Annotated in this window: 26 protein-coding genes; 5 read left to right on the top strand and 21 right to left on the bottom strand. The window is 67.3% G+C overall.

All coding sequences use genetic code 11. From position 1 onward, the window contains the following. Positions 1-14: 14 nt before the first annotated feature. Genes coaD through ACCC97_RS16680 form a run of 3 tightly spaced genes read right to left on the bottom strand, consistent with a single transcriptional unit; the run spans position 15 to position 1,885 of the window. Positions 15-518: a pantetheine-phosphate adenylyltransferase gene (gene coaD / locus ACCC97_RS16690; protein ID WP_007836315.1), complete on the bottom strand. Its 504-nt coding sequence runs from the start codon at positions 516-518 to the stop codon at positions 15-17. A 43-nt stretch (positions 519-561) separates the two neighbouring features. Further along, positions 562-1,215: an RsmD family RNA methyltransferase gene (locus ACCC97_RS16685; protein WP_413333938.1), complete on the bottom strand. Its 654-nt coding sequence runs from the start codon at positions 1,213-1,215 to the stop codon at positions 562-564. 34 nt (positions 1,216-1,249) lie between these two features. After that, positions 1,250-1,885 carry a LysE/ArgO family amino acid transporter gene (locus ACCC97_RS16680; protein WP_007836318.1) on the bottom strand — a complete coding sequence of 212 codons (636 nt, stop codon included), beginning with the start codon at positions 1,883-1,885 and terminating at the stop codon, positions 1,250-1,252. A gap of 75 nt (positions 1,886-1,960) precedes the next feature. Between ACCC97_RS16680 and ACCC97_RS16675 the strand changes: the two genes are divergently transcribed. Then, positions 1,961-2,875, top strand: coding sequence for a LysR family transcriptional regulator ArgP (locus ACCC97_RS16675; RefSeq protein WP_413333935.1), 915 nt, complete (start codon positions 1,961-1,963; stop codon positions 2,873-2,875). A 10-nt stretch (positions 2,876-2,885) separates the two neighbouring features. Here ACCC97_RS16675 and ACCC97_RS16670 read toward each other — a convergent pair whose 3' ends face one another. Further along, the gene (locus tag ACCC97_RS16670; RefSeq protein WP_413333933.1) at positions 2,886-4,256 is read right to left on the bottom strand and encodes a M16 family metallopeptidase; all 1,371 of its coding nucleotides are present in this window, start codon (positions 4,254-4,256) and stop codon (positions 2,886-2,888) included. Positions 4,257-4,274: 18 nt separating this feature from the next. Continuing rightward, positions 4,275-5,714 carry a M16 family metallopeptidase gene (locus ACCC97_RS16665; RefSeq protein ID WP_413333930.1) on the bottom strand — a complete coding sequence of 480 codons (1,440 nt, stop codon included), beginning with the start codon at positions 5,712-5,714 and terminating at the stop codon, positions 4,275-4,277. A 29-nt stretch (positions 5,715-5,743) separates the two neighbouring features. Here ACCC97_RS16665 and ftsY point away from each other — a divergent pair, with 29 nt between their 5' ends. Then, positions 5,744-6,952, top strand: coding sequence for a signal recognition particle-docking protein FtsY (gene ftsY / locus ACCC97_RS16660; protein WP_413333928.1), 1,209 nt, complete (start codon positions 5,744-5,746; stop codon positions 6,950-6,952). Positions 6,953-7,039: 87 nt separating this feature from the next. Here the strand turns inward: ftsY and ACCC97_RS16655 are convergent, their stop codons facing one another. The 3 genes from ACCC97_RS16655 to ACCC97_RS16645 all read right to left on the bottom strand — a co-directional run bounded on the left by ACCC97_RS16655 (position 7,040) and on the right by ACCC97_RS16645 (position 10,801). Beyond that, positions 7,040-7,891, bottom strand: a complete 852-nt coding sequence (locus tag ACCC97_RS16655) for a hypothetical protein (protein WP_413333926.1) — start codon at positions 7,889-7,891, stop codon at positions 7,040-7,042. A gap of 358 nt (positions 7,892-8,249) precedes the next feature. After that, positions 8,250-10,079 carry an ATP-binding protein gene (locus ACCC97_RS16650; RefSeq protein WP_413333924.1) on the bottom strand — a complete coding sequence of 610 codons (1,830 nt, stop codon included), beginning with the start codon at positions 10,077-10,079 and terminating at the stop codon, positions 8,250-8,252. 2 nt (positions 10,080-10,081) lie between these two features. Beyond that, entirely contained in the window at positions 10,082-10,801 is a 720-nt protein-coding gene (locus ACCC97_RS16645) for a response regulator transcription factor (RefSeq protein ID WP_007836328.1), read from the bottom strand. Positions 10,802-10,982: 181 nt separating this feature from the next. Here ACCC97_RS16645 and ACCC97_RS16640 point away from each other — a divergent pair, with 181 nt between their 5' ends. Together ACCC97_RS16640 and rpoH are read left to right on the top strand one after the other, a co-directional pair. Beyond that, complete coding sequence (locus ACCC97_RS16640) at positions 10,983-11,447, top strand: DUF962 domain-containing protein (RefSeq protein WP_007836331.1); 465 nt, start codon at positions 10,983-10,985, stop codon at positions 11,445-11,447. A gap of 97 nt (positions 11,448-11,544) precedes the next feature. Further along, positions 11,545-12,486, top strand: a complete 942-nt coding sequence (gene rpoH / locus ACCC97_RS16635) for an RNA polymerase sigma factor RpoH (protein ID WP_007836332.1) — start codon at positions 11,545-11,547, stop codon at positions 12,484-12,486. A gap of 43 nt (positions 12,487-12,529) precedes the next feature. Here the strand turns inward: rpoH and ACCC97_RS16630 are convergent, their stop codons facing one another. From ACCC97_RS16630 to ACCC97_RS16605, 6 genes are read right to left on the bottom strand one after another with little or no spacing between them, the layout of a single operon-like run. Beyond that, positions 12,530-13,357: a DNA alkylation repair protein gene (locus ACCC97_RS16630; protein ID WP_237726142.1), complete on the bottom strand. Its 828-nt coding sequence runs from the start codon at positions 13,355-13,357 to the stop codon at positions 12,530-12,532. A gap of 10 nt (positions 13,358-13,367) precedes the next feature. After that, a complete protein-coding gene (locus tag ACCC97_RS16625) occupies positions 13,368-13,985 on the bottom strand; it encodes an SCO family protein (protein ID WP_007836335.1) in 618 nt (205 codons plus the stop codon). 10 nt (positions 13,986-13,995) lie between these two features. After that, positions 13,996-14,901 carry a heme o synthase gene (gene cyoE, locus ACCC97_RS16620; RefSeq protein ID WP_007836343.1) on the bottom strand — a complete coding sequence of 302 codons (906 nt, stop codon included), beginning with the start codon at positions 14,899-14,901 and terminating at the stop codon, positions 13,996-13,998. Next, positions 14,898-16,118, bottom strand: coding sequence for a COX15/CtaA family protein (locus ACCC97_RS16615; RefSeq protein ID WP_007836346.1), 1,221 nt, complete (start codon positions 16,116-16,118; stop codon positions 14,898-14,900). The genes cyoE and ACCC97_RS16615 overlap by 4 nt, the downstream gene beginning before the upstream one ends. A 17-nt stretch (positions 16,119-16,135) precedes the next feature. Further along, positions 16,136-16,816: a hypothetical protein gene (locus ACCC97_RS16610; RefSeq protein ID WP_007836347.1), complete on the bottom strand. Its 681-nt coding sequence runs from the start codon at positions 16,814-16,816 to the stop codon at positions 16,136-16,138. Continuing rightward, positions 16,803-17,654 carry an SURF1 family protein gene (locus ACCC97_RS16605; protein ID WP_007836350.1) on the bottom strand — a complete coding sequence of 284 codons (852 nt, stop codon included), beginning with the start codon at positions 17,652-17,654 and terminating at the stop codon, positions 16,803-16,805. The genes ACCC97_RS16610 and ACCC97_RS16605 overlap by 14 nt, the downstream gene beginning before the upstream one ends. 27 nt (positions 17,655-17,681) lie before the next feature. Here ACCC97_RS16605 and ACCC97_RS16600 point away from each other — a divergent pair, with 27 nt between their 5' ends. Continuing rightward, complete coding sequence (locus tag ACCC97_RS16600; protein WP_413333982.1) at positions 17,682-17,912, top strand: twin transmembrane helix small protein; 231 nt, start codon at positions 17,682-17,684, stop codon at positions 17,910-17,912. Positions 17,913-17,992: 80 nt separating this feature from the next. Here ACCC97_RS16600 and ACCC97_RS16595 read toward each other — a convergent pair whose 3' ends face one another. The 7 genes from ACCC97_RS16595 to ACCC97_RS16565 all read right to left on the bottom strand — a co-directional run bounded on the left by ACCC97_RS16595 (position 17,993) and on the right by ACCC97_RS16565 (position 23,335). Continuing rightward, complete coding sequence (locus tag ACCC97_RS16595) at positions 17,993-18,874, bottom strand: cytochrome c oxidase subunit 3 (RefSeq protein WP_007836354.1); 882 nt, start codon at positions 18,872-18,874, stop codon at positions 17,993-17,995. A 63-nt stretch (positions 18,875-18,937) separates the two neighbouring features. Beyond that, positions 18,938-19,153 (bottom strand): DUF2970 domain-containing protein, encoded by a 216-nt coding sequence (locus ACCC97_RS16590; protein ID WP_007836356.1) that lies wholly within the window; start codon positions 19,151-19,153, stop codon positions 18,938-18,940. Continuing rightward, positions 19,150-19,776, bottom strand: coding sequence for a cytochrome c oxidase assembly protein (locus ACCC97_RS16585; protein WP_007836358.1), 627 nt, complete (start codon positions 19,774-19,776; stop codon positions 19,150-19,152). The genes ACCC97_RS16590 and ACCC97_RS16585 overlap by 4 nt, the downstream gene beginning before the upstream one ends. Positions 19,777-19,805: 29 nt before the next feature. After that, a complete protein-coding gene (locus ACCC97_RS16580) occupies positions 19,806-19,922 on the bottom strand; it encodes a cytochrome oxidase small assembly protein (protein WP_007836360.1) in 117 nt (38 codons plus the stop codon). Positions 19,923-19,936: 14 nt separating this feature from the next. Continuing rightward, entirely contained in the window at positions 19,937-21,577 is a 1,641-nt protein-coding gene (gene ctaD, locus ACCC97_RS16575) for a cytochrome c oxidase subunit I (protein WP_007836362.1), read from the bottom strand. A gap of 43 nt (positions 21,578-21,620) precedes the next feature. Beyond that, positions 21,621-22,799 carry a cytochrome c oxidase subunit II gene (coxB, locus tag ACCC97_RS16570; protein ID WP_007836364.1) on the bottom strand — a complete coding sequence of 393 codons (1,179 nt, stop codon included), beginning with the start codon at positions 22,797-22,799 and terminating at the stop codon, positions 21,621-21,623. A gap of 59 nt (positions 22,800-22,858) precedes the next feature. Beyond that, positions 22,859-23,335 (bottom strand): DUF2244 domain-containing protein, encoded by a 477-nt coding sequence (locus ACCC97_RS16565; protein WP_042673895.1) that lies wholly within the window; start codon positions 23,333-23,335, stop codon positions 22,859-22,861. Positions 23,336-23,597 lie beyond the last annotated feature (262 nt).

Raw genomic sequence — 23,597 nt, 5'->3', positions numbered from 1 at the left:
GAGTGGGGGAGAGCCTATTCACGGCCGAGGCTGCGGACCTTGGCCGCCAGTTGCTGCCCCACATTGGGGGAGACGAACTTGTGGACTTCACCGCCGAGCATGGCGATTTCGCGCACGAAGGTGCTGGAGATGAACTGGTACTTGTCGCTGGGCGTCAGGAACACGGTCTCGACGTCGGGCATCAGCGAGCGGTTCATGCCCGCGAGCTGGAACTCGTAGTCGAAGTCGGTCACGGCACGCAGGCCGCGCACCATGGCCTTGCCGCCGCGCGCCACGACGAAGTCGCGCAGCAGGCCCGAGAAGCTCTCGACGGTGACCTGGTCGCTGTAGGGCTTCACGGCATCGCGGGCCATGTCCATGCGTTCGGAGAGCGTGAACAGCGCCTTCTTGTGGTGGCCCGCGGCGACCGCGACGATCACCTTGGAGAAGAGCTGGGTTGCGCGCCGCACCACGTCCTCGTGACCGAGGGTGATGGGATCGAAAGTGCCGGGGTAAACCGCGATCACGTTGCTGGCCATGGTTGCTTCTTCCTCATGCTGCCGGTGCGGCTTGTCCGGCGGATTATGCAGTCCTATCCGCCGCGCGCCGCAGCAGATGGGCGTGAACGGCGCCGGCCTTGAGGTAACGAAAACCGACAAGGCCGAAGGCGGCAAGTTCTTCGTCGCTCCAGCGGCGCGGCGCTTCGAGGTACACCGAGCCGCCGTCACGCAGCGAGCGCGCGGCGGCGCGCAGCGCCGGCTCGTAGAGCGCCGTGCTGTCGAATGGCGGATCGAGGAACACGGCATCGAGGCTGCCGGCCGGCACCCGTTCGAGCGCGGTCACCCCGCTGCCGCGCTCGATGCGCACGGCCTCGGCGGCCAGCTTGGTCTTCGTGGCCTGCAACTGGGCGGCCAGTGCGGCGTCCTGCTCGCACAGCAGCACGTTCGCGGCGCCGCGCGAGGCGGCCTCGAAGCCAAGCGCCCCGGTGCCCGCGAAGGCGTCGACGCACTGCCAGCCGGGCAGTTCGCCGCCACCGGCGCCGGCCAGGCTTGCGAGCCAGTTGAACAGCGTTTCGCGCACGCGGTCGGGCGTGGGGCGCAGGCCGGGCTTGTCGGCCACGGCGAGGCGGGTGCGCTTCCATTCGCCGCCGATGATGCGCACTTCGCTGGGCCGCGACGGACGCTTGGGTGCAGCAGGTGCGGAAGGACGTTTGGCGGGGGCGGCTTTCTGGGGCATGCGGCGAGCTTAACGCCGCCGTCCGGGCACCTTCTCAGATGCCAGCCAGTGCGCGCCGCGCCAGCATGGCCGCCAGCACGAGCATGGTTCCGCCCACGAGTGCGTCGAGCATCCGCCAGGCGCGCGGACGTGCGAACACCGGCGCGAGAAGCCTTGCGCCGAAGCCCAGCGAGGTGAACCACAATGCACTTGCCGTGGCCGCACCCGCCACGAACCACAGCCTGAGCAGCCCCGCGTACTGCGCCCCCGCGCTGCCCACGAGCAGCACCGTGTCGAGATAGACATGCGGGTTCAACAGCGTGAAGCCGGCCGCCTGCGCCACCACGGCCGCGCGCGACAGCGAAACGCCCCCCGCCGTGGCCTGCAGCGCGGCGGACCGGCGCGAACGCCAGAGCGCCTTCAGTCCGTAGCCGCAAAGAAACGCCGCGCCGAGCCCCGCGAGCACCGTGGCCAGCATCGGCCGCCCCTGCAGTGCCTGCGCCATGCCGGTCACCCCCGCGCCGATCAACACCGCGTCGCTGGCCGCACAGAACAGCACCACCGCGCCCACGTGCTCGCGACGCAAGCCCTGGCGCAGCACATAGGCGTTCTGCGCGCCGATGGCGACGATGAGGACCAGGCTCATGAAGAGCCCATTGGCGAAGGCGGTGGTGGTGTGTACGGCTTGCATGCTTCGAGCTTGCCGCTGGATGCAAGTTAACTCAAACTAAACTTTCTAACGCAAGTTCAGTTTCTCTTCATCACTATGCTCGACTACGCCGCCCTGAACGCCCTTGCCGCCGTCGTGCGCGAAGGCAGCTTCGAACGCGCCGCCCGCGCCCTGAACGTCACGCCCTCGGCGGTGTCGCAGCGCATCAAACAGCTGGAGGAACGCACCGGCGGCGCGCTGCTGGTGCGCGGCCAGCCCTGCGTCGCAACGCAGGCCGGGCTGCAGCTGTGCCGGCATGTCGAACGCGTGGGCATGCTGGAGCACGAGCTGCGCGATGCCCTGCCTGCCCTCGGCATGGCCGGCGACAAGGCGGGCGGCGAGCGCGTCACGGTGCGGGTGGCCGTCAACGCCGACAGCCTTGCGACCTGGTTCATGGCGGCTGCCGCGGCCTTCGCCGCGCAGGAGCCGGCCGCGCTGCTCGACCTCACGGTGGACGACCAGGACCACACGGCCGAACGGCTGCGCAGCGGCGCGGTGCTCGCGGCCGTCACCGCGCTGGCCCAGCCGGTGGCGGGCTGCAACAGCGAGGCGCTCGGCACGATGCACTACGTGGCGGCGGCCAGCCCCGCGTTCGTGCGCGAGTATTTCGCCAAGGGCGTGGGCGCCCGCACGCTGGCGAGCGCGCCGAGCCTGGTGTTCGACCGCAAGGACAGGCTGCAGGCACGCTGGGTGCGCCGCATCTGCCACCGCAACGTGGAGACGCCGCGCCACTGGATTCCCTCGCCCAATGCCTTCGTCGAGGCGGCGTGTGCGGGCATGGGCTGGGGCATGCATCCGGCCAGCATGGTGGCCGATGCCATTCGCGAGGGAAAACTGGTGGAGCTGGTGCCCGGCTCGACGCTGCCGGTGCCGCTCTACTGGCAACAGGCGCGCGCAGTGCCGCGGCTGCTCGAAAGGCTGGGAGCGGCGGTGCGCGCAGCCGCCCGCCGCGGCCCGCACGCCCTGGCGTGACCGGCTACGGCTACGGCTGCGCCTTGGCGGTCTTGGCGTCCTTGCCGCCCACCACCACCGTCACCATGCGCTCGGGCTGCAGCTTGCGCTGGAAGGCCGCCTTGACGTCGGCCGCCGTGACCGCGTTCATGCGCGCGGTCCAGGTGTCGAGATAGTCAAGCGGGAGGTCGTGCCAGGAGATGTTGGCGACGTTGCCGATGAGCTTGCGGTTGCTGTCCAGCAGCAGCGGAAAACCGCCGATCAGGTTGTCCTTCGCAGCCTTGAGTTCGCTGGCGGTCGGGCCCTCGGCCACGAACCTGGCGACCACTTCGCGCGACATCTTCACCGCCTCCTCGGCCTGGTCGGGCCGGGTCTGGAAGCCGACGCGGAAGGCGCCCGCATCGAGCCCCGGCGCGAAGCCGCTGTAGATGCTGTAGGTCAGGCCGCGCTTCTCGCGCACCTCGTTCATCAGGCGCGAGACAAAACCGCCGCCGCCGAGCACGTAGTTGCCCAGCGTGAGGGCGAAGTGGTCCGGGTCCTTGCGCGGATAGCCGGGCTGGCCGACGAAGACGTGGGCCTGGGCCGAGTCGAAGGGAATGCGCTCGTCCTTCGGCGCCGCCAGCGCGGCCACCGGCGCGATGGCCGGCAGCGGTGTGCAGGACTCTGACGCCTGGAGCCGCGACAGCAGCGTGGTCGCCAGCGTTTCGGCTTCGACGCGCGTGACGGCGCCCACGATGCTGAGCTTGGCGCGGCACGGCACGATGAGCTGCTGGTAGCGCTGGCGCATGGCGGCGATGTCGATGCGCGCCAGTGTCTCTTCCGTCACTTCCTGCCCGTAGGGATGTACGCCGTACACCGCGTGCGCGAAGGCGCGGCCCGCAATGGTCGCGGGCTTGGTGTTGGCTTCCTTGATGGCCGCGTTGATGCGTTCGCGTTCGCGCTGCCAAACGTCGTCCGGAAAGGCAGGTTCGCCGATCTCGCGCGACGCCAGCGCGACCGCCTTGTTCAGCAGCGCGGGATCGGACAGCGTGCGCAGCGAGTAGCTGGTGCGGTCGGTGCCCGCGCTCACGTCGAAGCTGGCGCCCAGATCGGCCCAGGCTTCGCCCAGCGCGTTCTGGTCGAGCGCCGGTTCGCCGACCTTGCCGGCGCGCACGCCCTTCTCCACCATGGTCGCGGTGGCGCTGGCCAGGCCGGCCTGCGCCGCGGGGTCGCGGCGGCTGCCGGCGTCGAAATCGACCTGCATGTCGACGATCGGCAGCGCGTTGGTCGACACGAGGTAGATCTTCGCGCCGTTGGCCAGCGTCCATTGCTGGATGGGCAGCGCGGCCCGCGCGCTGGTGATGCCCATGAGGGCCGCGCCTGCGAACAGGGCGCATTGCGCGATCTTCTTGAGAGTTTTCATGGAATCGGGACCTGTCTTTCAGCGCATTTCGCCTGCGGGCGCCGCGAAGCCGCGGCCACGTGGCTTGGCTTCGGGCGGCAGGGGGCGCAGCGTGGCGACCGTGAGCTGGTCGTCGCCGAAATACTTGGCGGCCACCGCCTGCACCTGGGCAGCCGTGACGGATTGCAGCCGGGCGACGATGCGCTCGCTCGCGTCGAGCGGCAGGCCCTGGATCCAGTTGCTGCCGAGTTCGCGCGCCTGGGCCATCACCGAGTCGCGCTTGTAGGTCTCGCTCGCCACCCACTGGGTCTTGACGCGGGCCAGCTCGGCTTCGCCCACGCCGTCCCTGGCGACGCGCGCGACCTGCGCGCGCAGTGCGGCTTCGACCGTCTCGGCGCTCTTGCCGGCGGCCGGCACGCCGTCGAGCATGAAGAGCTGCGGGCCGCGGCCGATGAATCCCGAATAGGCACCCGCCGAATCGGCGACACGGTCGGGGCCTTGGGTCAGGGCGCGGTCGAGCCGGGCGCCGGCGTAGCCGTCGAGCACGGCCGACAGCACCACCAGCGCCCAGGCATCGCTGTTCGCGTCGATGTTGGCGAGCTGCGGTATGCGAAAGGCCAGCGACACATACGCCTGCTCGGCCGGTGCCTTCAGTTCGATGCGGCGGATGCCGCGCTGCGCCGGCTCGGTGCGCGGCTTGCGCACTGGCACGGCGCGAGAGGGAATGCGGCCGTAGTACTTCTCGGCCATGGCGCGCACCTGGGCCACGTCGACATCGCCAGCCACCACGAGCACGGCGTTGGCGGGCACGTACCAGCGCTTGAGGAAGGCGCGTGCGTCCTCGGGCGTCATGGCGTCGAGGTCGCTCATCCAGCCGACCACGGGGCGGTGGTAAGGCGAGGCGGTGAAGACGGCGGCGTTCTGCTGCTCGCCGAGCAGCGCGCGCGGCTGGTCTTCGGTGCGCAGGCGGCGCTCTTCCTTGACGACCTCGATCTCGCGCTTGAACTCGTCGTCGGGCCACTGGTTGTTGGCGAAGCGGTCCGATTCGAGCTTCATCACCTGCTCGAGGCTGCCGACCGGGATCTGCTGGTAGTAGCCGGTGTAGTCGCGGGTGGTGAAGGCGTTTTCCTGGCCACCGAGGGCCGCCACGCGGCGCGAGAACTCGCCGGGCTTGATGTCCTTGGTGCCCTTGAACATCATGTGTTCGAGCGCATGCGCCACGCCCGAGGTGCCGTCGACCTCGTCCATCGAGCCCACGCGGACCCATACCATCTGCACCGCCGTGGGCGAGCGCCGGTCGGGCTGGACGATCAGCGTCATGCCGTTGGCAAGCGTGAGTTGCCGGGGGCCGGGCGCGGCTGCTGCTGCGGCGGCGGGAGTCGAATCAGTCTGGGCCTGCGCAGGCATGGCCCATGGCGCCAGAAGCGCCATCGCCAGCACCGCACCAGACGCAGCACGGCGTGGCGGGAGGTGTTTCATAGAATGGGTCGGATTGTAAAAAGCTCCCGATGTTCAGTTTCTTCAAGAAAAAACCGCCTGCCGAGACCCCCGATACGCCGGCTGCCAACCCGCCGGCCGCGCCGGCGCCCGCCCCGGAGCCCGCACCGGCACGCTCCGTGTTCTCGCCTTCGAGCTGGTTTGGTTCGAAGCCGGCGGCTGAAGAAGCGCCTCCTGCGCCCCCGCCTGCAACGCCACCCGTGCCGTCCCCGGCGCCTGCGCCCATTGCCGCGCCGCCGGTCGCGGCGGCGCCCGTACCGGTCCCCGCACCCGCACCGACTCCTGCGCCAGCGCCAGCGATCGAAGCCGCCGTCGCCACCGAGCGCAAGGGCTGGTTCGACAAGCTCAAGACCGGCCTGCGCAAGACCGGCACTGGCATCCAGGCCGTGTTCGTCAACGCGCAGATCGACGACGCGCTGTACGAAGAGCTCGAATCCGCCCTGCTGATGGCCGACACCGGCGTGAAGGCGACCGAGTACCTGCTCGACGACCTGCGCGGCCGCGTCAAGCGCCAGATGGCCACCGACGCGGCGCAGGTCAAGGTGCTGCTGGCCGAGGCCATCGCCGACCTGCTCCGTCCGCTCGAGAAACCACTGGTCATCGGCCGGTTCACGCCCACCGTCATCATGGTGGCCGGCGTCAACGGCGCGGGCAAGACCACCTCCATCGGCAAGCTCACCAAGCACCTGGCCGACGAAGGCGCCTCGGTGCTGCTGGCCGCGGCCGACACGTTCAGGGCGGCGGCGCGCGAGCAGCTGCTGGTCTGGGCCGACCGCAACACGGTCGAGATCGTCAGCAACGAGGGCGGCGACCCGTCGGCCGTGAGCTTCGATGCGGTGAACGCCGGCAAGGCGCGCGGCAAGGACGTGGTGCTCGTCGACACGGCCGGCCGGCTGCCGACGCAGCTGCACCTGATGGACGAGCTCAAGAAGATCAAGCGCGTCGTCACCAAGGCCGACGCCACGGCGCCGCACGAGGTGCTGCTCGTGATCGACGGCAACACCGGGCAGAACGCGCTCGCACAGGTCAAGGCCTTCGACGAGACACTGGGCCTGACTGGCCTCGTCGTGACCAAGCTCGATGGCACTGCGAAGGGCGGCGTGCTGTGCGCCATTGCGCGCGAACGGCCGATTCCGGTTTATTTCATCGGCGTGGGCGAGAAGCTCGAAGACCTCGAGACCTTCAACGCCCGCGAATTCGCGCAGGCGCTTCTCGGATAGAAAGGAAAAAGCGGCCCCTGCTTGCGCCGGGGCCGCTTTCGCTTTCTATTTTTTCTCTCCCTTGCTCCCTGACCGGCTGCTGGAGGTTCAGAGGCCGAACAGCGACACCGGAACGCACAGCGAGCCGGTTGCGCAGTTGAGCGGCTTGAAATAAAGCGTCTTGATCGCGCCGCTGGGCAGCCCGATGCCGCCGACCAGCCCGCCGCCCTTGGCGCCTTCGGTGTTGGCCTGCTGAATGAAGGCCGTGCTGCCGGGCTGGGGTTCCAGCGTGTAGAAGCTGAAGGTGGCCGACTGCGACAAGTCCTTCGCGTAGATCACGCCCCCGCCGTCGCCGAACAGGTACTCGGTGCGAGAGCGGAAGCCGCGCCCACCGCGCTCGTTGAGCTGGGCGAGGTAGGCGGTGTCGTTGCCGGCGATGTCGCCGATCTCGTAGGCATAGGTGGCGCCGGCGGCCGCATTCCTCTCGTAGATCGACACGGCACTGGGATCGCCCACGAGGAACGCGGGCGCCACGTTGTAGAAGCCCTCCGCGCCCTGCCCGTTGGCCTGGGCCAGGAACCCCGCCTTGTTCGCGGACAGCGGCTCGATCCGGTAGCTGAAGACGCCCGGCGCGCCGTTGTTCTTCCGATAAATGTAGAACTGGTCGCCGTTGATGATGTATGAACCCACCCACTGAAAACCGCGCGCGCCGACTTCATTGGCCTGGGTCAGGAAGGCGGCGTTGTTCGCTGTGATCGGATGGAGCTCGTAGCTGTAGGTGGTGTCGGCGTCGCGCACGTAGCCCTCGACCTGTTCGGCGGTGGTTGGGCTGGTCGTGAAGGCGAAGCCGCTCAGGAAGCGGAAACCGCGTGCGCCCTGCGCATTGAGGTTGGCGGCGAATGCCCCGCGGTCGCCTGCCAGCGGCAGTGCCTCATACATGAAGGTGCGCGTGGCCGGCACGGGAGCCGGCGCTGGCGGCGCGGGAGGCGGTGGTGCCGCAGGCGCAGGCGGTGGCGGGGGTGGCGTGCCGCCGTCACCGGGCGGCAGCGGAAATCCGCCGCCCCCCCCCCCCCCGCCCCCCCCCCCGCATGCGACCAGGGCAAGTGTGCCCGCCACTGCAAGCGCGACCGCCGCTCGTTTGAATTTCATTGAAGAACCTCCGCTGTCGATTGTTCGAATTGCACCGCTGCGGCCGGGATTGGCATGCCGCAAGGGGACTCCATCGAAGGTAGGGCGAGAGGTTGACTCTCGCCAGTGCCGAAAGTCATTGCATTCGCGGGTCAGGTGCGCGAAGCGGCCTCAGTGCATGGCGATGGATTCAGGCGTCAGGGCGCAGCGGCTGCTTCGCCGTGACGAGCTCCGCCATGGCCTGGAGCAGCGATGCTGCGACCACCGGCTTGAACAAGACCGGCACCCTCGATTCGCGCACCCGCTGCAGCCGATCGGGCGAGGTTTCTCCTGTGATCAGCAGCAGCGGCACTCCGGCGCTGCCGCCCTGCCCCTGGCTCAATCGCAGGCCCGCGTCGAGCCCATCTGCACCGTCGGCCAGGCGGTAGTCGCACAGCAGGAGATCGAAGGGACGGCGCTCGCCGATCGCCTGCCGCAGGGCGGCGGCAGCGCCAGCCTCGTCCGCCACGGCATGGGCGTCGATGGCATGGGAACGCAGCAGGCCGGTCATGGCTTCGCGGATTTCGAGTTCGTCGTCCAGCAGCAGCACGCGGCTGGGCAGGACCGGCGCGGGGCTGCTGCGCTTCTCGGTGGTCGCTCCGGTCATGGCGGCCGGTGCCGGCACCCCTGCCACCGCGCGCTCCGCCGCACTCACGGCCGGCACCACCACGCGAAAGTGCGTGCCCCGCCCCAGCCGCGAACGCATCTGCACCGGATGCCGGAGCAGCAGCGACAGCCGCTGCACGATCGACAGCCCAATGCCGAGCCCCCGCGAGCGGTCGCGGCCCGGATTGTTGATCTGATAGAACTCCTCGAAGATCCGGCCGGACTGCTCGGGCGCGATGCCGATGCCGCTGTCGCGCACCTCGATCCACACCGCGTCGCCGCGCTCGCGGGCCGTGACGGTCACGCCGCCCCGTGCGGTGTACTTGAGCGCGTTGTCCATCAGGTTCGACAGCATGCGATGCAGCAGCTGCGGGTCGCTGTGCACCCACAGGCCGCTGGCGCGCACGCGCAGCTGCAGCTGCTTCTGTTCGGCCCGTGCCGCAAAGGTGTGATTGAGCGGCAGGAACAGCGCGTCGAGCTGCACCGGCTGCGGCACGGGCGTGATCACACCGGCGTCGAGGCGCGAGACGTCGAGCATGGTGTCGAGCGAAGCGCCCAGCGCGTTCACCGCGCGCATCAGGCGCTCGGCGTTGCGGCTTTCGGGGCGGCCGCGCAATTCGTTCTCGAGTGCGGCGCCGAACAGCGCGATGGCGTGCAGCGGCTGGCGCAGGTCATGGCTGGCGGCGCCGAGAAAGCGCGTTTTTTCTTCGCTCGCACGCTCGGTCGCGGCGATCTGCTCGCCGAGCCGCGCGGCCAGCGCCTCGTTCTCGAAGCGCAGCATGAGCGATTCGGTCAGGAGCTTGTGCTGGCCGATGCCCGCGCGCAGCGTCAGCAGCAGGTAGGCCGCGCCGGCCGCAGCCAGGAAAAGATGCAGGCCGTCGCCCTGCCACGCCAGCGCTGTGAGCAGGCCCAGCGACATGGGCAGCGTGTAGCCGAACAGCGCGGCCTTCAGCGGCCACAGCGACTGTGCGGCGCGAGAGCAACTGCCGACGACGACGGCCATCAGCAGCGAGGTCATCGGCAGGTTGTCGTACGGGACGATGAGCCAGGGCACCACCGCCGTGACCATGCTGACGAGTGTGACCATGCGCGAAATCTTGCGGGCCCAGTACGCGCTTTCGCGCGCGGGGCGCGAGGGGTTCCATCGTGGCGTGAAGAAGACGTAGACATCGACCATCAGCAGACCGGCCAGCCAGAACAGCAGGTTCGGGTTCTTCAGCTGCGAATAGATGATGGCGCCGAACACCACCACGAAGGCCATGTGGGTCAGCGTAGAAGTGCGGTAGGTGTCGTAGACCGAGGCGACGTGCTCGCGCAGCACGCGCTGGGCGAGAGCGTGGTCGGGGGGCGGGTCGTTCGGCGCGACGGGCTGCACGCTTAATGCAGGGTGCTGATCAACTGGGCGCGGGAACGCATGCCGAACAGCAGCAGGATGGTGGAGACATGGTTCTTCACCGTGCCCTCGCTCAGGTTTGCGAGCTGTGCGATTTCCTTGTTGGCCTTGCCTTCGAGCACCCATTGCAGCACCTGCATCTGCCGCGGCGTGAGCTCCCGCCAGGCGCTGGCGTGCGCGAATTCCGCATAACCGGCGAGCGATTTGGGCATTGGCGGGGGCGGCAGTTCCGCCGCGTCGGGCGAAGCTGGATCGAGCAGGCCACAGGCGCGGATGAAGCTCACCACCTCCTTCAGGTCGGCCGACTTCGGCAGGAAGGCGGCGGCGCCCAGCGCGAGCACGCCCTGCGCCAGCGCGCTGCTGCCGGTGCCCGAGAGCACCACGATGCGCGCGGCCGGAAAGCGCCGGCGGAACTCCGCCAGCCCGCTCAGGCCGTGCGTGTCGGGCAACGCGAGATCGAGCAGCACCAGGCCGATGGAGGCCTGGTGGGTTTCGTACAGCGCGATCGCATCGGCAGCGTTGGCAGCCTCGAAGACTTCGATGCTCGCGCCGGACGAGGCAGCCTGCGCCTGCACCAGCGCGCAGACGCCCAGACGCAGCAGGTCGTGGTCGTCCACGACAAGGATCGCCCCGGGTGCACGGGTGGAGGCGCCGGCCTCCGCGGCCGGTGACAGAGATGCGGATGGAGAGTCGAAGGACGGCACGTGCCGATCTTAGCGACGGGGCCTTTTGGCGACAGTGCACAAAGTCACGGCGTGCACGGCAGCCGTTGTCCTTGGCGCTACATTTTTTATAGCAATTTCATGGCGGGCGCCTTGCCATCGGGCTTTGCCGTGGGCACCATCGAATATCTCGCCGCATCCCACGGCGTCCCGGAGACCCGCCATGACGCACACCGCCGCCGCCCCCCTTGGATCGAGCGACCGCAAGGTCGACCGGCTGCTCGCCCATTACGAGGAGAGCCACCGCCATCCGACCAACGAACTGATCCATTTCGTGGCCATCCCGGCCATCATGCTGAGCATCGTCGGCTTGCTGTTCGCGCTCCATCCCTGGGTGGCCTACGGTTTCGTGGCCGCCAGCCTCGTCTACTACGCCTTGCTGCGCTCGCCGGCCTTCCTGCTGGCCATGCTCGCCCTGACCGCACTGGCCTTGGCGCTGGTGCATGCGATGGGCGGACTTGCATTGCCGATTTCAGCCGCTATCTTTGTGGTGGCCTGGATCTTCCAGTTCGTGGGCCACAAGATCGAGGGCAAGAAACCTTCGTTCTTCGAAGACCTCCAATATCTCTGGGTCGGACCGTTGTTCGTGCTGTCCAAGCTTTTCCTAAAGCTGGGGGTACGCTGGTAGCCCTGGTCTATCACGACGATAGAAATTCAAGGGAACCCTTGGTTTAGCACTCCCTCTAATCGAGTGCTAATATGGCCCACACAAAGGAGTTTCCCTGATGACAACGCTGTCTGGAGTCTCTGCCAACCAGCTGGCCGTCGCCAACCCATGGTCGATGGTTCCCCCGCTGGGCAACCTGGACGCCTACATTTCGGCCGCCAACCGCCTGCCGCTGCTCACGCTTGAAGAAGAGCAGGGCTTCGCACGCAAGCTGCGCGACCACAACGACCTCGAATCCGCCGGCGCGCTGGTGCTGTCGCATCTGCGCCTCGTGGTGTCCATTTCCCGCCAGTACCTGGGCTACGGGCTGCCGCACGGCGACCTGATCCAGGAAGGCAACGTCGGCCTCATGAAGGCCGTGAAGCGCTTCGACCCCGACCAGGGCGTCCGGCTCGTGAGCTACGCCATGCACTGGATCAAGGCCGAGATCCACGAGTACATCCTGAAGAACTGGCGCATGGTCAAGGTCGCGACGACCAAGGCCCAGCGCAAGCTGTTCTTCAACCTGCGCTCGATGAAGCAAGGCTTCAAGGCCGACTCGGCCGCGGCCGACAACGGCACGCACCGCGAGACGCTGAGCCCCGACGAGGTGTCGCAGATGGCGACCCGGCTGAACGTCAAGCCCGAGGAAGTGCTCGAGATGGAAACCCGCCTGTCGGGCGGCGACGTCATGCTCGATCCGGGCCCCTCCGACGACGGCGACGAAGCCTTCGGCCCGATCGCCTATTTGGCCGACGCCACGCAGGAACCCACCGCACTGCTCGAATCGCAGCAGCGCGACCGCCTGTCGAGCGACGGCATCGCCACCGCACTCGAAGCGCTGGACGACCGCAGCCGCCGCATCGTGGAAGAGCGCTGGCTCAAGGTCAACGACGACGGCTCGGGCGGCATGACGCTGCACGACCTGGCCGCGGTGTACGGCGTGAGTGCCGAGCGCATCCGCCAGATCGAGGTCGCGGCCATGAAGAAGATGAAGAAGGCGCTCGCGGACTACGCGTAAGCCTTGTCCCTTCAGAAGAAAGCCCGGCATTCCCGGGCTTTCTTCATTTGGAGAGCGTTCGCAGCGCCCGCTTCGCGATGTAGCGGGTTTCGGCCGTGTCCGACTCTGCCACCCACCGCGCGCAGAGCTTGTCGACCCACTCGCCCTGGCTCTTGCTTGCGTCGTTGAGCCAGTTGGCGACCGAGTTCTGCACGTAGCGGCTGGAGTCGGCGCGCAGCGGCTCGATCAGCGGCAAGGCCCGCCACGGCTCGGTCTTGAGCGCATCGATCTGCGCGCACCACACGCCGCGCGGCCGCGTGAGTTCGCTCGCAAAGCGGCGGATGTTGGGGTCGGCATCGGAGACCCACGGCTGCAGCAGCGCAAGCGCTTCGTCGAGCGACGCGATGACCTCGTCGCGCACCGCCATCCAGGCGATCTCGCGCACGCCGAAATGCGGATCGGCGGCGAAGCGGCGCACCGCCTCCAGCTGCGCCGCCAGCGGCAGGCCCGACAACGCGACCCATTGCGCGGCCCAGCAGCGGGCCACGTCGCTCGCGTGCGTGGCCAGCCGGTGCGCGACAGCGTCACGCTCGCCGTGCAGTGCCGCCATGTCGTAGAGCGCACGCGCGATGTGCCCGTGCCGCTGCATGGGCTTGAAAGCGCTCAGCATCGCGAGTGTGTCGACCAGCCGCTCGCCCTGCGCGTCGAGCCCGATGTGCCCCGCCACGCTGCGCGCCAGCCGGGGCAGCTCCAGCGCCATGAATTCGTTGAGGTTGACGGTTTCGAGCAGCCCGTCGTTGAGTGCGCTGAGCACCTCGGGCGGGATCAGCGCGATGCGGAAGGCGCCCTTGCGCCCTTTCAGGTGCTCGACCGAGTCCACGGCGGCCAACAAGCGGTCTTCCTCAGGAAGCCAGCAGCGTCTTCAGGTCCGACACCATCGACGGCACGCCCGCGCCATAACGCGCATAGAGCCGCAGCCGCCCCTGCGTGTCGTAGACATAGCTGGCGGCCGAGTGGTCCATCGAATAGCTGGTGGGCGTCTTGCCGTCGACCTTCTTGTAGTAGACCTTGTAGTCCTTCGCGACAGCGGCCAGCTCGTCGGGCGTGGGGATCAGCGCGACGAAGCTCGGGTCGAACGCGCCCATGTAGGCCTTGAGCACCTCTGCCGTGTCGCGCGCCGGATCGACCGTGACGAACAGCACCTGCAGCCTGTCGCCGTCCTTGCCGAGCTGCTGCTTGACCTGCGCCATCTCGGTCATGGTGGTGGGGCAGACGTCGGGGCATTGCGCATAGCCGAAGAACAGCACGACCACCTTGCCCTTGAAGTCGGCCATGGTGCGGACCTTGCCGTCGGCGTCCTTCAGCGAGAAGTCCTTGGCGTAGTCCGCGCCTGTGATGTCGACGGCGTTGAAGTTCTGCCGGGCCTCGCCGCAGCCCGCAAGGCCCAGGCCCAGGGCAGCGGCCACGCCCACCCAGCCGGCGCCCGTGGCCATCAGTCGAAGAGCGTTGCGCTTGTTCATGAAGACTTGGTCAGTGAAGGTAGTGATCGACGAGCAGCGCCAGGAACAGCACGCTCAGGTGGATCAGCGAGAAGCGGAAGGTCTTGCGCGCCAGCGCGTCGGAATAGTTGCGCCACAACGCGAACGCATAACCGGTGAAGCCGGCGCTCACCGCGACGGCCACCGCCAGGTAGAGCCAGCCGCTCATGCCGTAGATGAAGGGCATCATGCAGGCCGCGAACAGAATGAAGGTGTACAGCAGCACCTGCAGCCGCGTGAACTCGTTGCCATGCGTGACCGGCAGCATCGGCAGGCCGGCCTTGCGGTAGTCCTCCACGCGGTAGAGCGCCAGCGCCCAGAAGTGTGGCGGCGTCCACAGGAAGATGATGAGGAAAAGAATCCAGGCCCCGGGGTCCAGGGAGCCCGTCATCGCGGCCCAGCCCAGCACCGGCGGCATCGCGCCCGACGCGCCGCCGATCACGATGTTCTGTGGCGTCAGCGGCTTGAGGATCACGGTGTAGATCACCGCGTAGCCGACGAAGGTGGCGAAGGTGAGCCACATGGTGAGCGGATTGACCGTGAACCACAGCAGCGCCGAACCCGCCGCGCACAGCAGCGCCGAGAAAACCAGCGCCTGCCTGTTGCTGAGTTCGCCGCGCGCCGTGGGACGCCACGCGGTGCGCTTCATCTTGGCGTCGATGCCCTTCTCGACGAGGCAATTGAACGCGGCAGCGGCACCGGCCACCAGCCAGATGCCGATGCAGGCCAGCACCGCGCGCTGCACGTCGGCCCACGAAGGCAGACCGGGGACGGCCAGCACCATGCCGATCAGCGCGCAGAACACGATTAGCTGCACCACGCGCGGCTTGGTCAGCGCGTAGAACTGGCGCAGCACGTTCGCGGTGCTGGTTTGCTGAACGGGGATCGGGGTGCTCACGCGGCGGCCTTCCTCTGGCTATTGTTGTTGGCGGACGCATTGTCACCGGCACGCACGATCAGCGCCGCGGGATCGCGCCGGCTCTCGCACAGCGCCCAGGTGAGCACCACGGCGAGCGCAGCGGCGCCGCCGGTGTGCAGCACCGCCGCGGCCAGCGGCCAGCCCAGCAGCACGTTGCCAAGACCCGTGGCGAGCTGAAGCAGCGCCAGCCCCGCGAGCCAGCGCGCCTGCGGACGCAACGCCGCGATGCGGCGCAGGTGCCATGCGAGCACGCCGAGCGCGACGAACACCGCATAGGCCATCAACCGATGCGCATAGTGGATGGCGGTGAGCGCGGAAAAATCGAGCGGCTGGCCCTCGCCGGTCACACCGAGGTGGCGCCAGATCTCGAAGCCCTGCGCGAAGTTCATGGCCGGCCACCAGCTGTCCTGGCAGATGGGGAACTGCGTGCAGGCCAGCACCGCATAGTTGGTGCTGACCCAGCCGCCGAGCGCGATCTGAAGCCCCAGCAGCACGGTGGTCGCAATGAGCCCGTTGCGCAGTGCAGGCGCTACGGCGGTGGGCAGCCGCTGCGCAGCCGTCTGCCGGTAGTGCACGGCCTGGATGCAGAGCAGCGCCAGCAACACCACGGCACCGAGCAGATGCAGCGTGACGATGGCGGGGAAGAGCTTCCAAGTCACCGTGAGTGCGCCGAAGGCGCCCTGCAGGCAGACCCAAACCAGGGTAAATGCCGGCCACCACGCGCTGAGCGTGGCGTGGTGCTCGCCGTCTTTCGACGGCGGCGGCGCGCGGCGCTGGCGGCGGCGCGCGATCCAGGTGGCACCCGCGAGCGTGAGGATCAGCACGCCGACACCCGTTGCCAGATAGCGGTGGACCATCTCCACCCATGCCTTGCTGTGCGTGACGGGGCCGGTCGGCTGCGCGGCCTGCGCCATCGCGATCTCATGGCGCGCGCCGGCCGGGCTGGCGTTGCCGTAGCAGCCGGGCCAATCGGGGCAGCCCAGGCCGGAGTCGGTGAGCCGCGTGAAGGCGCCGAACAGCGTGAGATCGAAGGTGAGGAACAGCGTGAGCACGGTCAGCGCATGCAGCCGCCGCGCCGGGCCTGCACCCGCGTTGCGCCGCCAGACCCACACCAGCGGGCCAAGCGCGATCAGGACGCCCGCGGCCATGAGCCAGGCGATGGGCGTCAGATCGTAGAGCGAGGTGGTCGTGTCCATGGGCAAGTCGGAGGCGGTCAGCGGCCCGGTTCGTCCCACGACGCCGAGGCGCGCAGCAGGCGGTCGAGGTCGCGCTTGGCGCGGCTGGCACCGGCCGCGTCCATGCGGGCGGGGAAACGCATCATCCAGTTGCCCATCGGATCGACCACGTAGAGGTGTTCGGCCAGCGAGTGGCCCGGCATGGGAGCAAGCCACTTGGCCAGCTGGTCGGCCGGCACGCGCAGCACCGTCGCGCCATGCAGGCCGTTGTTCAGGCGCTCGGGCACGGGCGCGGCGTCGCTCACGAGCCAGACACGGTCCATGCGGTCTTTCTCGCGGCCCAGGCTCTCGCGCAGCTGGCGCTGCAGGTAGAGCTGCTGCTCGCAAAGCGCATCGCAGGCTGCATCGGCCACGGCCACCAGCAGCCACTGGCCCTTGAGCGTGGCGATGTCCACCGGCGCACCATTGCGGTCGGTGGCCGTCAGCTTCGGCAGCTCGCGCTGCGGCTCGACCAGTTCGCCGTAGACGCTGCGGCCTTCGGGCCGGATCACGTAGTAGGTGAAGTACGAGGCAATGACGGGCGCCGCGCACATCAGCATCACGGCGATCATCTTCCAGCGCCCCATGACCGTGCGCCGGCCTTCCGCGCCGTCGAGCGCCTGGTTGGGCGACGGCATCGAATGCACCGTCAGGCCCAGCGGCTCGTCAGAAGCGGCCATCGCGCGCGCGGCGCCTCGAGCGGCGGAGGGGTGTGATGAATTGGAACCAGACATAGAGGATGACGACGAGGGCCGACAGGCCGAACCACTGGAATGCGTAACCGTAGTGCCTCTCCAGGCCCAGCGCCGGGGCCGGCCAGTCGCGCTGCAGGCCCTCGGAGGCCGGTCCGCTCTGTTGCAGCGACACGTCGGTGCGCAGCGGCAGCTTGGTTTCGGCGCGGAAGGCTTCCAGGTCGAGATTTTGCCGGATGGGCGAATACCCCTCGGCGGCCGATGCCGGAGCGGCCGGTGCGGAGGCCGCCGGGGCAGGCGCCGAAGCAGCCGCGGCCGGTGCGGATGCGGGGGTGCCCAATTCCAGCAGATGGCTCGGCGGCGGCTCGACCAGGCCCGTGACCTCGACGATGCCGGCGGGCGTCTCGACCGCGCCCAGCCGCGTGCGGTCGACGAAATTTCGCTGGATCCAGCCGCGTTGCACCATCACCGTCTGTTCGGTGCCTTCCAGGGCGAAGGGCGTCAGCACGTAGAAGCCTGGCGTGCCGTGCATCTGGCGGTTGTCGAGAAATACGGTCTGCGGCGTCAGCCACAGGCCGCGCAGGCGCACCGGGCGATGCATCGCGTAGGAGGGCTTCTCCATCGCCAGGAACTCGGCCTGAGTCAGCGCCGGCTTCAGCTTCTGGGCCTCGATGTCGGCCTGCAGCGCTTCTTTCTGCGCGGCGCGCGACAACTGCCAGCGGCCCAGTGAAACGGTGGCTGCCACCGTCAGCACGGCAGCGATGGTGATGAGCCAGAAACGGCCCGGCCGGCGCCGGTCTTCGGAATACAGGGGTTCAGGAGTCACTGGAGGGAACGGGGCGTGCGGCCGATAATGTGGGTCATGAAATATTTCGTCGCCCTGGTGTTCCTGGGCATCTTCGCGAGCCTCGCGTTTGCCCTGTTCTTCATGCTGAAGGACGGGCGCAATGGGCGCGCCAAGAGCGGCGGCATGGCGCGCGCGCTCACCGTTCGGATCGGCCTTTCGGTGTTTTTGTTCCTCTGCCTGCTGCTGGCCTGGAAACTCGGCTACATCAAGCCCACCGGGCTCCCAGTCGGCAAGTAGATGGTGCTCGTTCCACGAGAACCATGAAAAAGGCGCCTTGCGGCGCCTTTTTTCTGGAATGCCGGGACGAGGTTCTTCGCTCAAAGCCAATAGACCAGCATGTAGAGGCCGAGCCAGACCACGTCCACGAAGTGCCAGTACCAGGCCGCGCCCTCGAAGCCGAAGTGACGTTCCGGCGTGAAGTGGCCCTTGCGCAGGCGCAGCGTGATGAACAGCAGCATCAGCATGCCGATGAACACGTGCAGGCCGTGGAAGCCGGTCAGCATGAAGAAGGTCGAACCGTAGGTGCCCGAGCTGAGCTTGAGGTTCAGCTCGGTGTACAGGTGGTGGTACTCGTAGCCCTGCACACTCAGGAAGATCAGGCCGAGCAGCACGGTAAGCCACATGAAGCGGATCGTCTGTGCGCGGTGGCCGGCACGCAATGCGTGGTGGGCAATGGTGAGCGTCACGCCCGAACTCAGCAGCAGCGCGGTGTTGATCGTCGGCAGCCAGAACGGGCCGACGGTCTGGAAGGGCTCGACGATGCCGGCCGGCGAGCCGGTGGCGCCGGCGGCGGCACTGGGCCACACGGCCTTGAAGTCGGGCCAGAGGATCGCGTTGTCCAGGCCGCCGAGCGACGGCAGCGCGTGGGTGCGGGCCCACCAAAGCGCCGTGAAGAACGCGCCGAAGAACATCACTTCCGAGAAGATGAACCAGCTCATGCTCCAGCGGAACGAGAGGTCGACCTTGTGGCCGTACTGGCCGCTCTCGCTTTCGCCGATGGCGGCGCGGAACCACACGAACAGCGTGCCGAGCCAGACCACCATGCCGGCCAGCAGGGACCATGCGCCCCACTCGTGGCCGTTGATCCATTGCGCGGCGCCCAGGATCACGAAGAACAGGCCGATCGCGGCCGAAACCGGATACGCCGATGGTCCGGGCACGAAGTAGTAGGGCGTGGTGCCGTGGGTGGTTGAACTCATATCAGCTCCTGGCTTTCTTTCTTCTCTCGATTCAATGGATTCTGCTTGTCGCGGGTTTCGCCGTCAGGCTGCTGCGACCACGTGGCGCACCAGCAGCACCAGCCCGACCACGAAGACGATCACGGCGACGAACGCCACCGCGATGATGTGCAGCGGATTCAGCTTGCCCAGGTCTTCCTGGTAGGCGCTGTTCTTGCGAACACCGAAGAACGACCAGCCCACCGCCTTCACCGTGTCCCACAGCGAAGCCTTCGGCCGGTTCGACGAGGGATCGGTCACGAGCGCGGCTCATCGGAAGTCCTGGAAACGGCGGCCACCGGTGCCGCAGGCGTCTTGCCGCCCACCTCGAAGAAGGTATACGACAGCGTGATGGTCTTCACGTCCTTGGAAATCTTGGGATCGATCACGAACGCAACCGGCCACTGCTTCTTCTCGCCCGGATCGAGCGTGTACTGGTTGAAGCAGAAGCACTCGAGCTTGTTGAAGTAGGGTGCAGCCTGCTGCGGCGCGTAGCTCGGGATGGCCTGTGCGGCCATGCGGCGGTTCTGCACGTTCTGGAATTCGTACATCACCGTGTTGAGCTGGCCGGGGTGCACCTGGATGGTCCGCTCCGCGGGCTTGAAGTCCCAGAGGCCGCCGCGCACGTTGGAGTCGAACTCGACCGTGATGGTGCGGGTCATGTCGACCTGCGTGTTGTCGGGCACGCGCACGTTCTTGCCGCCGCTGGCACCGCCCGGCACCTCGAGCTCGGAGAGCGCGAGGATGTTGATGCCGGTCATTTCGCAGATCGCGCGGTACATCGGCACCAGCGCATAGCCGAAGGCGAACATGCCGCAAGCCACGACGGCCAGCTTGCCGACCATGCGCACGTTGGCGCGGCGAATGCGTTGGCCGAGGCTCATGGTGCGTGCTGCTCCCGTTCGGTTGGCGGTCAGCGGCCGCTGAAGAAGACCATGCGGACGATGAAGCCGATGAAGAAGATCACCGCGATGGAGGCCAGCGTGAGCCCCATGCGTCGGTTGTTCTTTCTTTGTTCAGGCGTCGTCATCGTCGTGCGGCCTGTCAGCCGATCACCTTGGTGGCGGTCGCGTCGAGCTTGGGCGGGGTCTCGAAGGTGTGGAACGGCGCCGGCGACGGCACTTCCCACTCGAGGCCTTCAGCGGCTTCCCATGGCTTCTGCGAAGCCTTCTCACCCTTGCCGCGCATGGTGGGCAGCACGATGAAAAGGAAGAAATACAGCTGAGCGAAACCGAAGAAGAAGGCACCGACCGACGCCAGGGCGTTGAAGTCTGCGAACTGCATCGGGTAGTCGGCGTAGCGTCGCGGCATGCCGGCAAGGCCCAGGAAGTGCATCGGGAAGAAGGTCACATTGAACGAGATCAGCGACCACCAGAAGTGCACCTTGCCGCGCGTTTCGTTGTACATCACGCCGGTCCACTTGGGCACCCAGTAGTAGAAGCCCGAGAACATGGCGAACAGCGAGCCGGCCACCAGCACGTAGTGGAAGTGGGCCACCACGTAGTAGGTGTCCTGCAGCTGCGTGTCGATCGGTGCGACCGCGAGGATCAGGCCGGTGAAGCCGCCCATCGTGAACACGAAGATGAAGCCGACGGCGAACAGCATGGGCGTCTCGAAGGTCATCGAGCCCTGCCACATCGTCGCGATCCAGTTGAAGATCTTCACGGCCGTGGGCACCGCGATCAGCATGGTCGCGTACATGAAGAACAGCTGTCCGGTGAGCGGCATGCCGGTCGTGAACATGTGGTGCGCCCACACGATGAACGACAGGATGGCGATCGACGAGGTGGCGTACACCATCGAGGCGTAGCCGAACAAGCGCTTGCGGGCGAAGGCCGGCACCACCTGGCTGATGATGCCGAAGGCCGGCAAGATCATGATGTAGACCTCGGGGTGGCCGAAGAACCAGAAGATGTGCTGGTACATCACCGGGTCGCCGCCGCCGGCGGGGTTGAAGAAGCTGGTGCCGAAGTGGCGGTCGGTCAGCGTCATCGTGATGGCGCCTGCGAGCACGGGCATCACCGCGATCAGCAGGTAGGCGGTGATGAGCCAGGTCCAGCAGAACATCGGCATCTTCATCAGCGTCATGCCGGGGGCGCGCATGTTGAGGATGGTCACGATGATGTTGATCGAGCCCATGATCGACGAGGCGCCCATGATGTGCATCGCGAAGATGCCGGCGTCCATCGAGGGGCCCATCTGCAGCGTGAGCGGTGCGTAGAGCGTCCAGCCGGCAGCGGGTGCGCCGCCGGGCATGAAGAACGAACCGACCAGCATCAGCGCCGCGGGAATCAGCAGCCAGAAGCTGAAGTTGTTCATGCGTGCGAACGCCATGTCGGAGGCGCCCACCTGCAGCGGGATCATCCAGTTCGCGAAGCCCACGAAGGCCGGCATGATGGCGCCGAACACCATGATCAGGCCGTGCATGGTGGTGAACTGGTTGAACAGCTCGGGGTTCACCAATTGCAGGCCGGGCTGGAACAGCTCGGCGCGGATCAGCAGCGCGAGCACGCCCCCCACCATCAGCATGGTGAAGCTGAACAGCAGGTAGAGCGTGCCGATGTCCTTGTGGTTGGTCGCGAAGACCCAGCGGCGCCAGCCGGTGGGCGCGTGGTGGTCGTGATGCTCGTCGTGTGCGTGGTCGCCGTGGGCGGCGTGACCGTGGGGGTCGAGGACTGCACTCATTTCGTTGTTCCTTGCAATTTCTTCGTCGCGGGACGCTGTCGCATCACTTGCCGCGCAGGGCCAGCACTTCGGCCGGCTGCACCAGCTGGCCGGTCTTGTTCGACCAGCTGTTCTTGGTGTACGTGGCCACGGCCGCGAGGTCGGTATCGCTCAGCTGCTTCCAGGACGGCATCGCGCCGTTGTTCTGGCCGTTGAGCAGCACATGCAGTTGCACCGAGTGGTCGGCATCGAGCACCTTCGGGTCGCCGTCGAGCGCCTTGATCGGGCCCGCGCCCTTGCCGTTGGCCTGGTGGCAGGCGGCGCAGTTGGCGGCATAGACCTTCTCGCCACGAACGAGCATGTCGGGCAGCGTCCAGACCTTGGTCGGGTCGTCGAGCTTGGCGGCGGCTTCCTTGCGCTTGGCGGCCACCCAGGTCGTGTAGTCGGCCGACGAGACCACCTTCACGTGGATCGGCATGTAGGCGTGTTCCTTGCCGCACAGTTCCTGGCACTGGCCGTAGTAGTCGCCCACGGTCTCGGCACGGAACCAGGTGTCGCGCACGAAGCCGGGAATCGCGTCCTGCTTCAAGCCCAGCTGCGGCACGGCGAAGGCGTGGATCACGTCGTTCGCGGTGGTGATGATGCGGACCTTCTTGTTGACCGGCACCACCAGCGGGTTGTCGACCTTCAGCAGGTAGTCGTCGGGCATCGCGCCCTTGGCGCCGGCGTCGGACATCGCGCGCTGCGAGCTGTCGAGCGTGGAGATGAAGGCCAGGCCCTCGCCTTCGCCATTCAGGTAGTCGTAGCCCCACTTCCATTGATAGCCGGTGGTCTTGATCGTGAGGTCGGCGTTGGTGGTGTCCTTCTGGGCCACCAGCACCTTGGTGGCGGGCAGCGCCATGACGATCACGATGAGGAAGGGCACGATGGTCCAGATGACCTCGACCACCACCGATTCATGGAAGTTGGCCGCCTTGTGGCCGACCGACTTGCGGTGCTTCCAGATCGAATAGAACATGACCGCGAACACGGCGACGAAGATGACCGTGCACAGGATCATCATGATCGTGTGGAGCAGATGCTGCTCCTGCGCGATCTTGGTCACGCCGACCGGAAGATTCAACTGGCGAACCGAAGGGCCGCCGGGCAGATCGTTGACTGCGTGCGCCGCGCTGCTGAAAGCCGCGCCGGCCGCCAGCAACAGATTCGCCGGCCTGTACTTATTGCGCCAAATGCTCTTCATCGTGTTCACGTTTCTTCAATTTATCGACAACCCAACCGTGCAGCACTGCGCGAGCCCCCTCAGGCGCCACGCAACGCCATGCGAATCTCGCGGGCCAAAGCCGCACGCAACTCCGGGCGTACATAGCGCCCCACCCTGACCGATCGACCCTGCCCCGAGACCTCGATCAGCGAGCGATCGCCGGTCTGCGGTTCGATCCGCACCTGGTGCGGAAGAAATTCCGTGCGTTCGTAGTGCCCGCCGTTCTCGAGCTCCACGACGAGCCGCCCCTCCTGCAGCGCGATCTTCTCGCCGTCGGTCGCATGCCGTGCGTAGACCATGAACGCAAACCCGACAGCGGCCAGCTCGAGCCAGGCAAAGGGCAGCACCAGCGGCGCACCGTGCAGCCAGAACAGGGTGCCGGTGCCGAGCGATACCACGCACAGCGAGGCGTAGAGCCAGCCCAGCTGGCTCGGCGTCACCGAGCAGTTCCGCCTCAGGAACCAGTGGATGCTCTGGCCTGAAACGGTGGCAAATCGAAACACGGAATTCGACACGGGCGAGTTCAGCAAATCGGTGCGTCGATGGTCGCCCAATCCCTCGTACACCTTCGTACAAACAGGATCCGACACCCGTCGATCGCGGGACAATACCCGCGGGTTCCACGCAACGGCGGATTGTAGCGGGTAGATATCTGCGCCCGCGTTGCGTAGAGGACGCCTACGGGTCACTACTAACTAGGTGTGAAGCTCCAATAGGTTGTATCCGGTGTTCATCCGGATTGGGTTTGAGAGACTGGAAGTCGCCAAACACCCAATC

Source organism: Variovorax sp. Varisp85 (assembly GCF_047304045.1).
In the GTDB taxonomy this organism is placed as follows: Bacteria; Pseudomonadota; Gammaproteobacteria; order Burkholderiales; family Burkholderiaceae_C; genus Variovorax.
The sequence above is the reverse complement of the archived record's forward strand: the minus strand, read 5'-3'. Positions and strand labels throughout refer to the sequence as shown.

Excerpts from the sequence above, each read along its gene's own strand:
- coxB (WP_007836364.1), bottom strand. The coding sequence starts at position 22,799 with ATGAAGAGCATTTGGCGCAATAAGTACAGGCCGGCGAATCTGTTGCTG.
- ACCC97_RS16610 (WP_007836347.1), bottom strand. The coding sequence starts at position 16,816 with ATGGCCGCTTCTGACGAGCCGCTGGGCCTGACGGTGCATTCGATGCCG.
- coaD (WP_007836315.1), bottom strand. The coding sequence starts at position 518 with ATGGCCAGCAACGTGATCGCGGTTTACCCCGGCACTTTCGATCCCATC.
- rpoH (WP_007836332.1), top strand. The coding sequence starts at position 11,545 with ATGACAACGCTGTCTGGAGTCTCTGCCAACCAGCTGGCCGTCGCCAAC.
- ACCC97_RS16680 (WP_007836318.1), bottom strand. The coding sequence starts at position 1,885 with ATGCAAGCCGTACACACCACCACCGCCTTCGCCAATGGGCTCTTCATG.
- ACCC97_RS16685 (WP_413333938.1), bottom strand. The coding sequence starts at position 1,215 with ATGCCCCAGAAAGCCGCCCCCGCCAAACGTCCTTCCGCACCTGCTGCA.
- ACCC97_RS16600 (WP_413333982.1), top strand. The coding sequence starts at position 17,682 with ATGTGGGTCATGAAATATTTCGTCGCCCTGGTGTTCCTGGGCATCTTC.
- ACCC97_RS16670 (WP_413333933.1), bottom strand. The coding sequence starts at position 4,256 with ATGAAAACTCTCAAGAAGATCGCGCAATGCGCCCTGTTCGCAGGCGCG.
- ACCC97_RS16640 (WP_007836331.1), top strand. The coding sequence starts at position 10,983 with ATGACGCACACCGCCGCCGCCCCCCTTGGATCGAGCGACCGCAAGGTC.
- ftsY (WP_413333928.1), top strand. The coding sequence starts at position 5,744 with ATGTTCAGTTTCTTCAAGAAAAAACCGCCTGCCGAGACCCCCGATACG.
- ACCC97_RS16615 (WP_007836346.1), bottom strand. The coding sequence starts at position 16,118 with ATGGACACGACCACCTCGCTCTACGATCTGACGCCCATCGCCTGGCTC.
- ACCC97_RS16675 (WP_413333935.1), top strand. The coding sequence starts at position 1,961 with ATGCTCGACTACGCCGCCCTGAACGCCCTTGCCGCCGTCGTGCGCGAA.
- ctaD (WP_007836362.1), bottom strand. The coding sequence starts at position 21,577 with ATGAGTGCAGTCCTCGACCCCCACGGTCACGCCGCCCACGGCGACCAC.
- ACCC97_RS16625 (WP_007836335.1), bottom strand. The coding sequence starts at position 13,985 with ATGAACAAGCGCAACGCTCTTCGACTGATGGCCACGGGCGCCGGCTGG.
- ACCC97_RS16585 (WP_007836358.1), bottom strand. The coding sequence starts at position 19,776 with ATGAGCCTCGGCCAACGCATTCGCCGCGCCAACGTGCGCATGGTCGGC.
- ACCC97_RS16665 (WP_413333930.1), bottom strand. The coding sequence starts at position 5,714 with ATGAAACACCTCCCGCCACGCCGTGCTGCGTCTGGTGCGGTGCTGGCG.
- ACCC97_RS16580 (WP_007836360.1), bottom strand. The coding sequence starts at position 19,922 with ATGACGACGCCTGAACAAAGAAAGAACAACCGACGCATGGGGCTCACG.
- ACCC97_RS16595 (WP_007836354.1), bottom strand. The coding sequence starts at position 18,874 with ATGAGTTCAACCACCCACGGCACCACGCCCTACTACTTCGTGCCCGGA.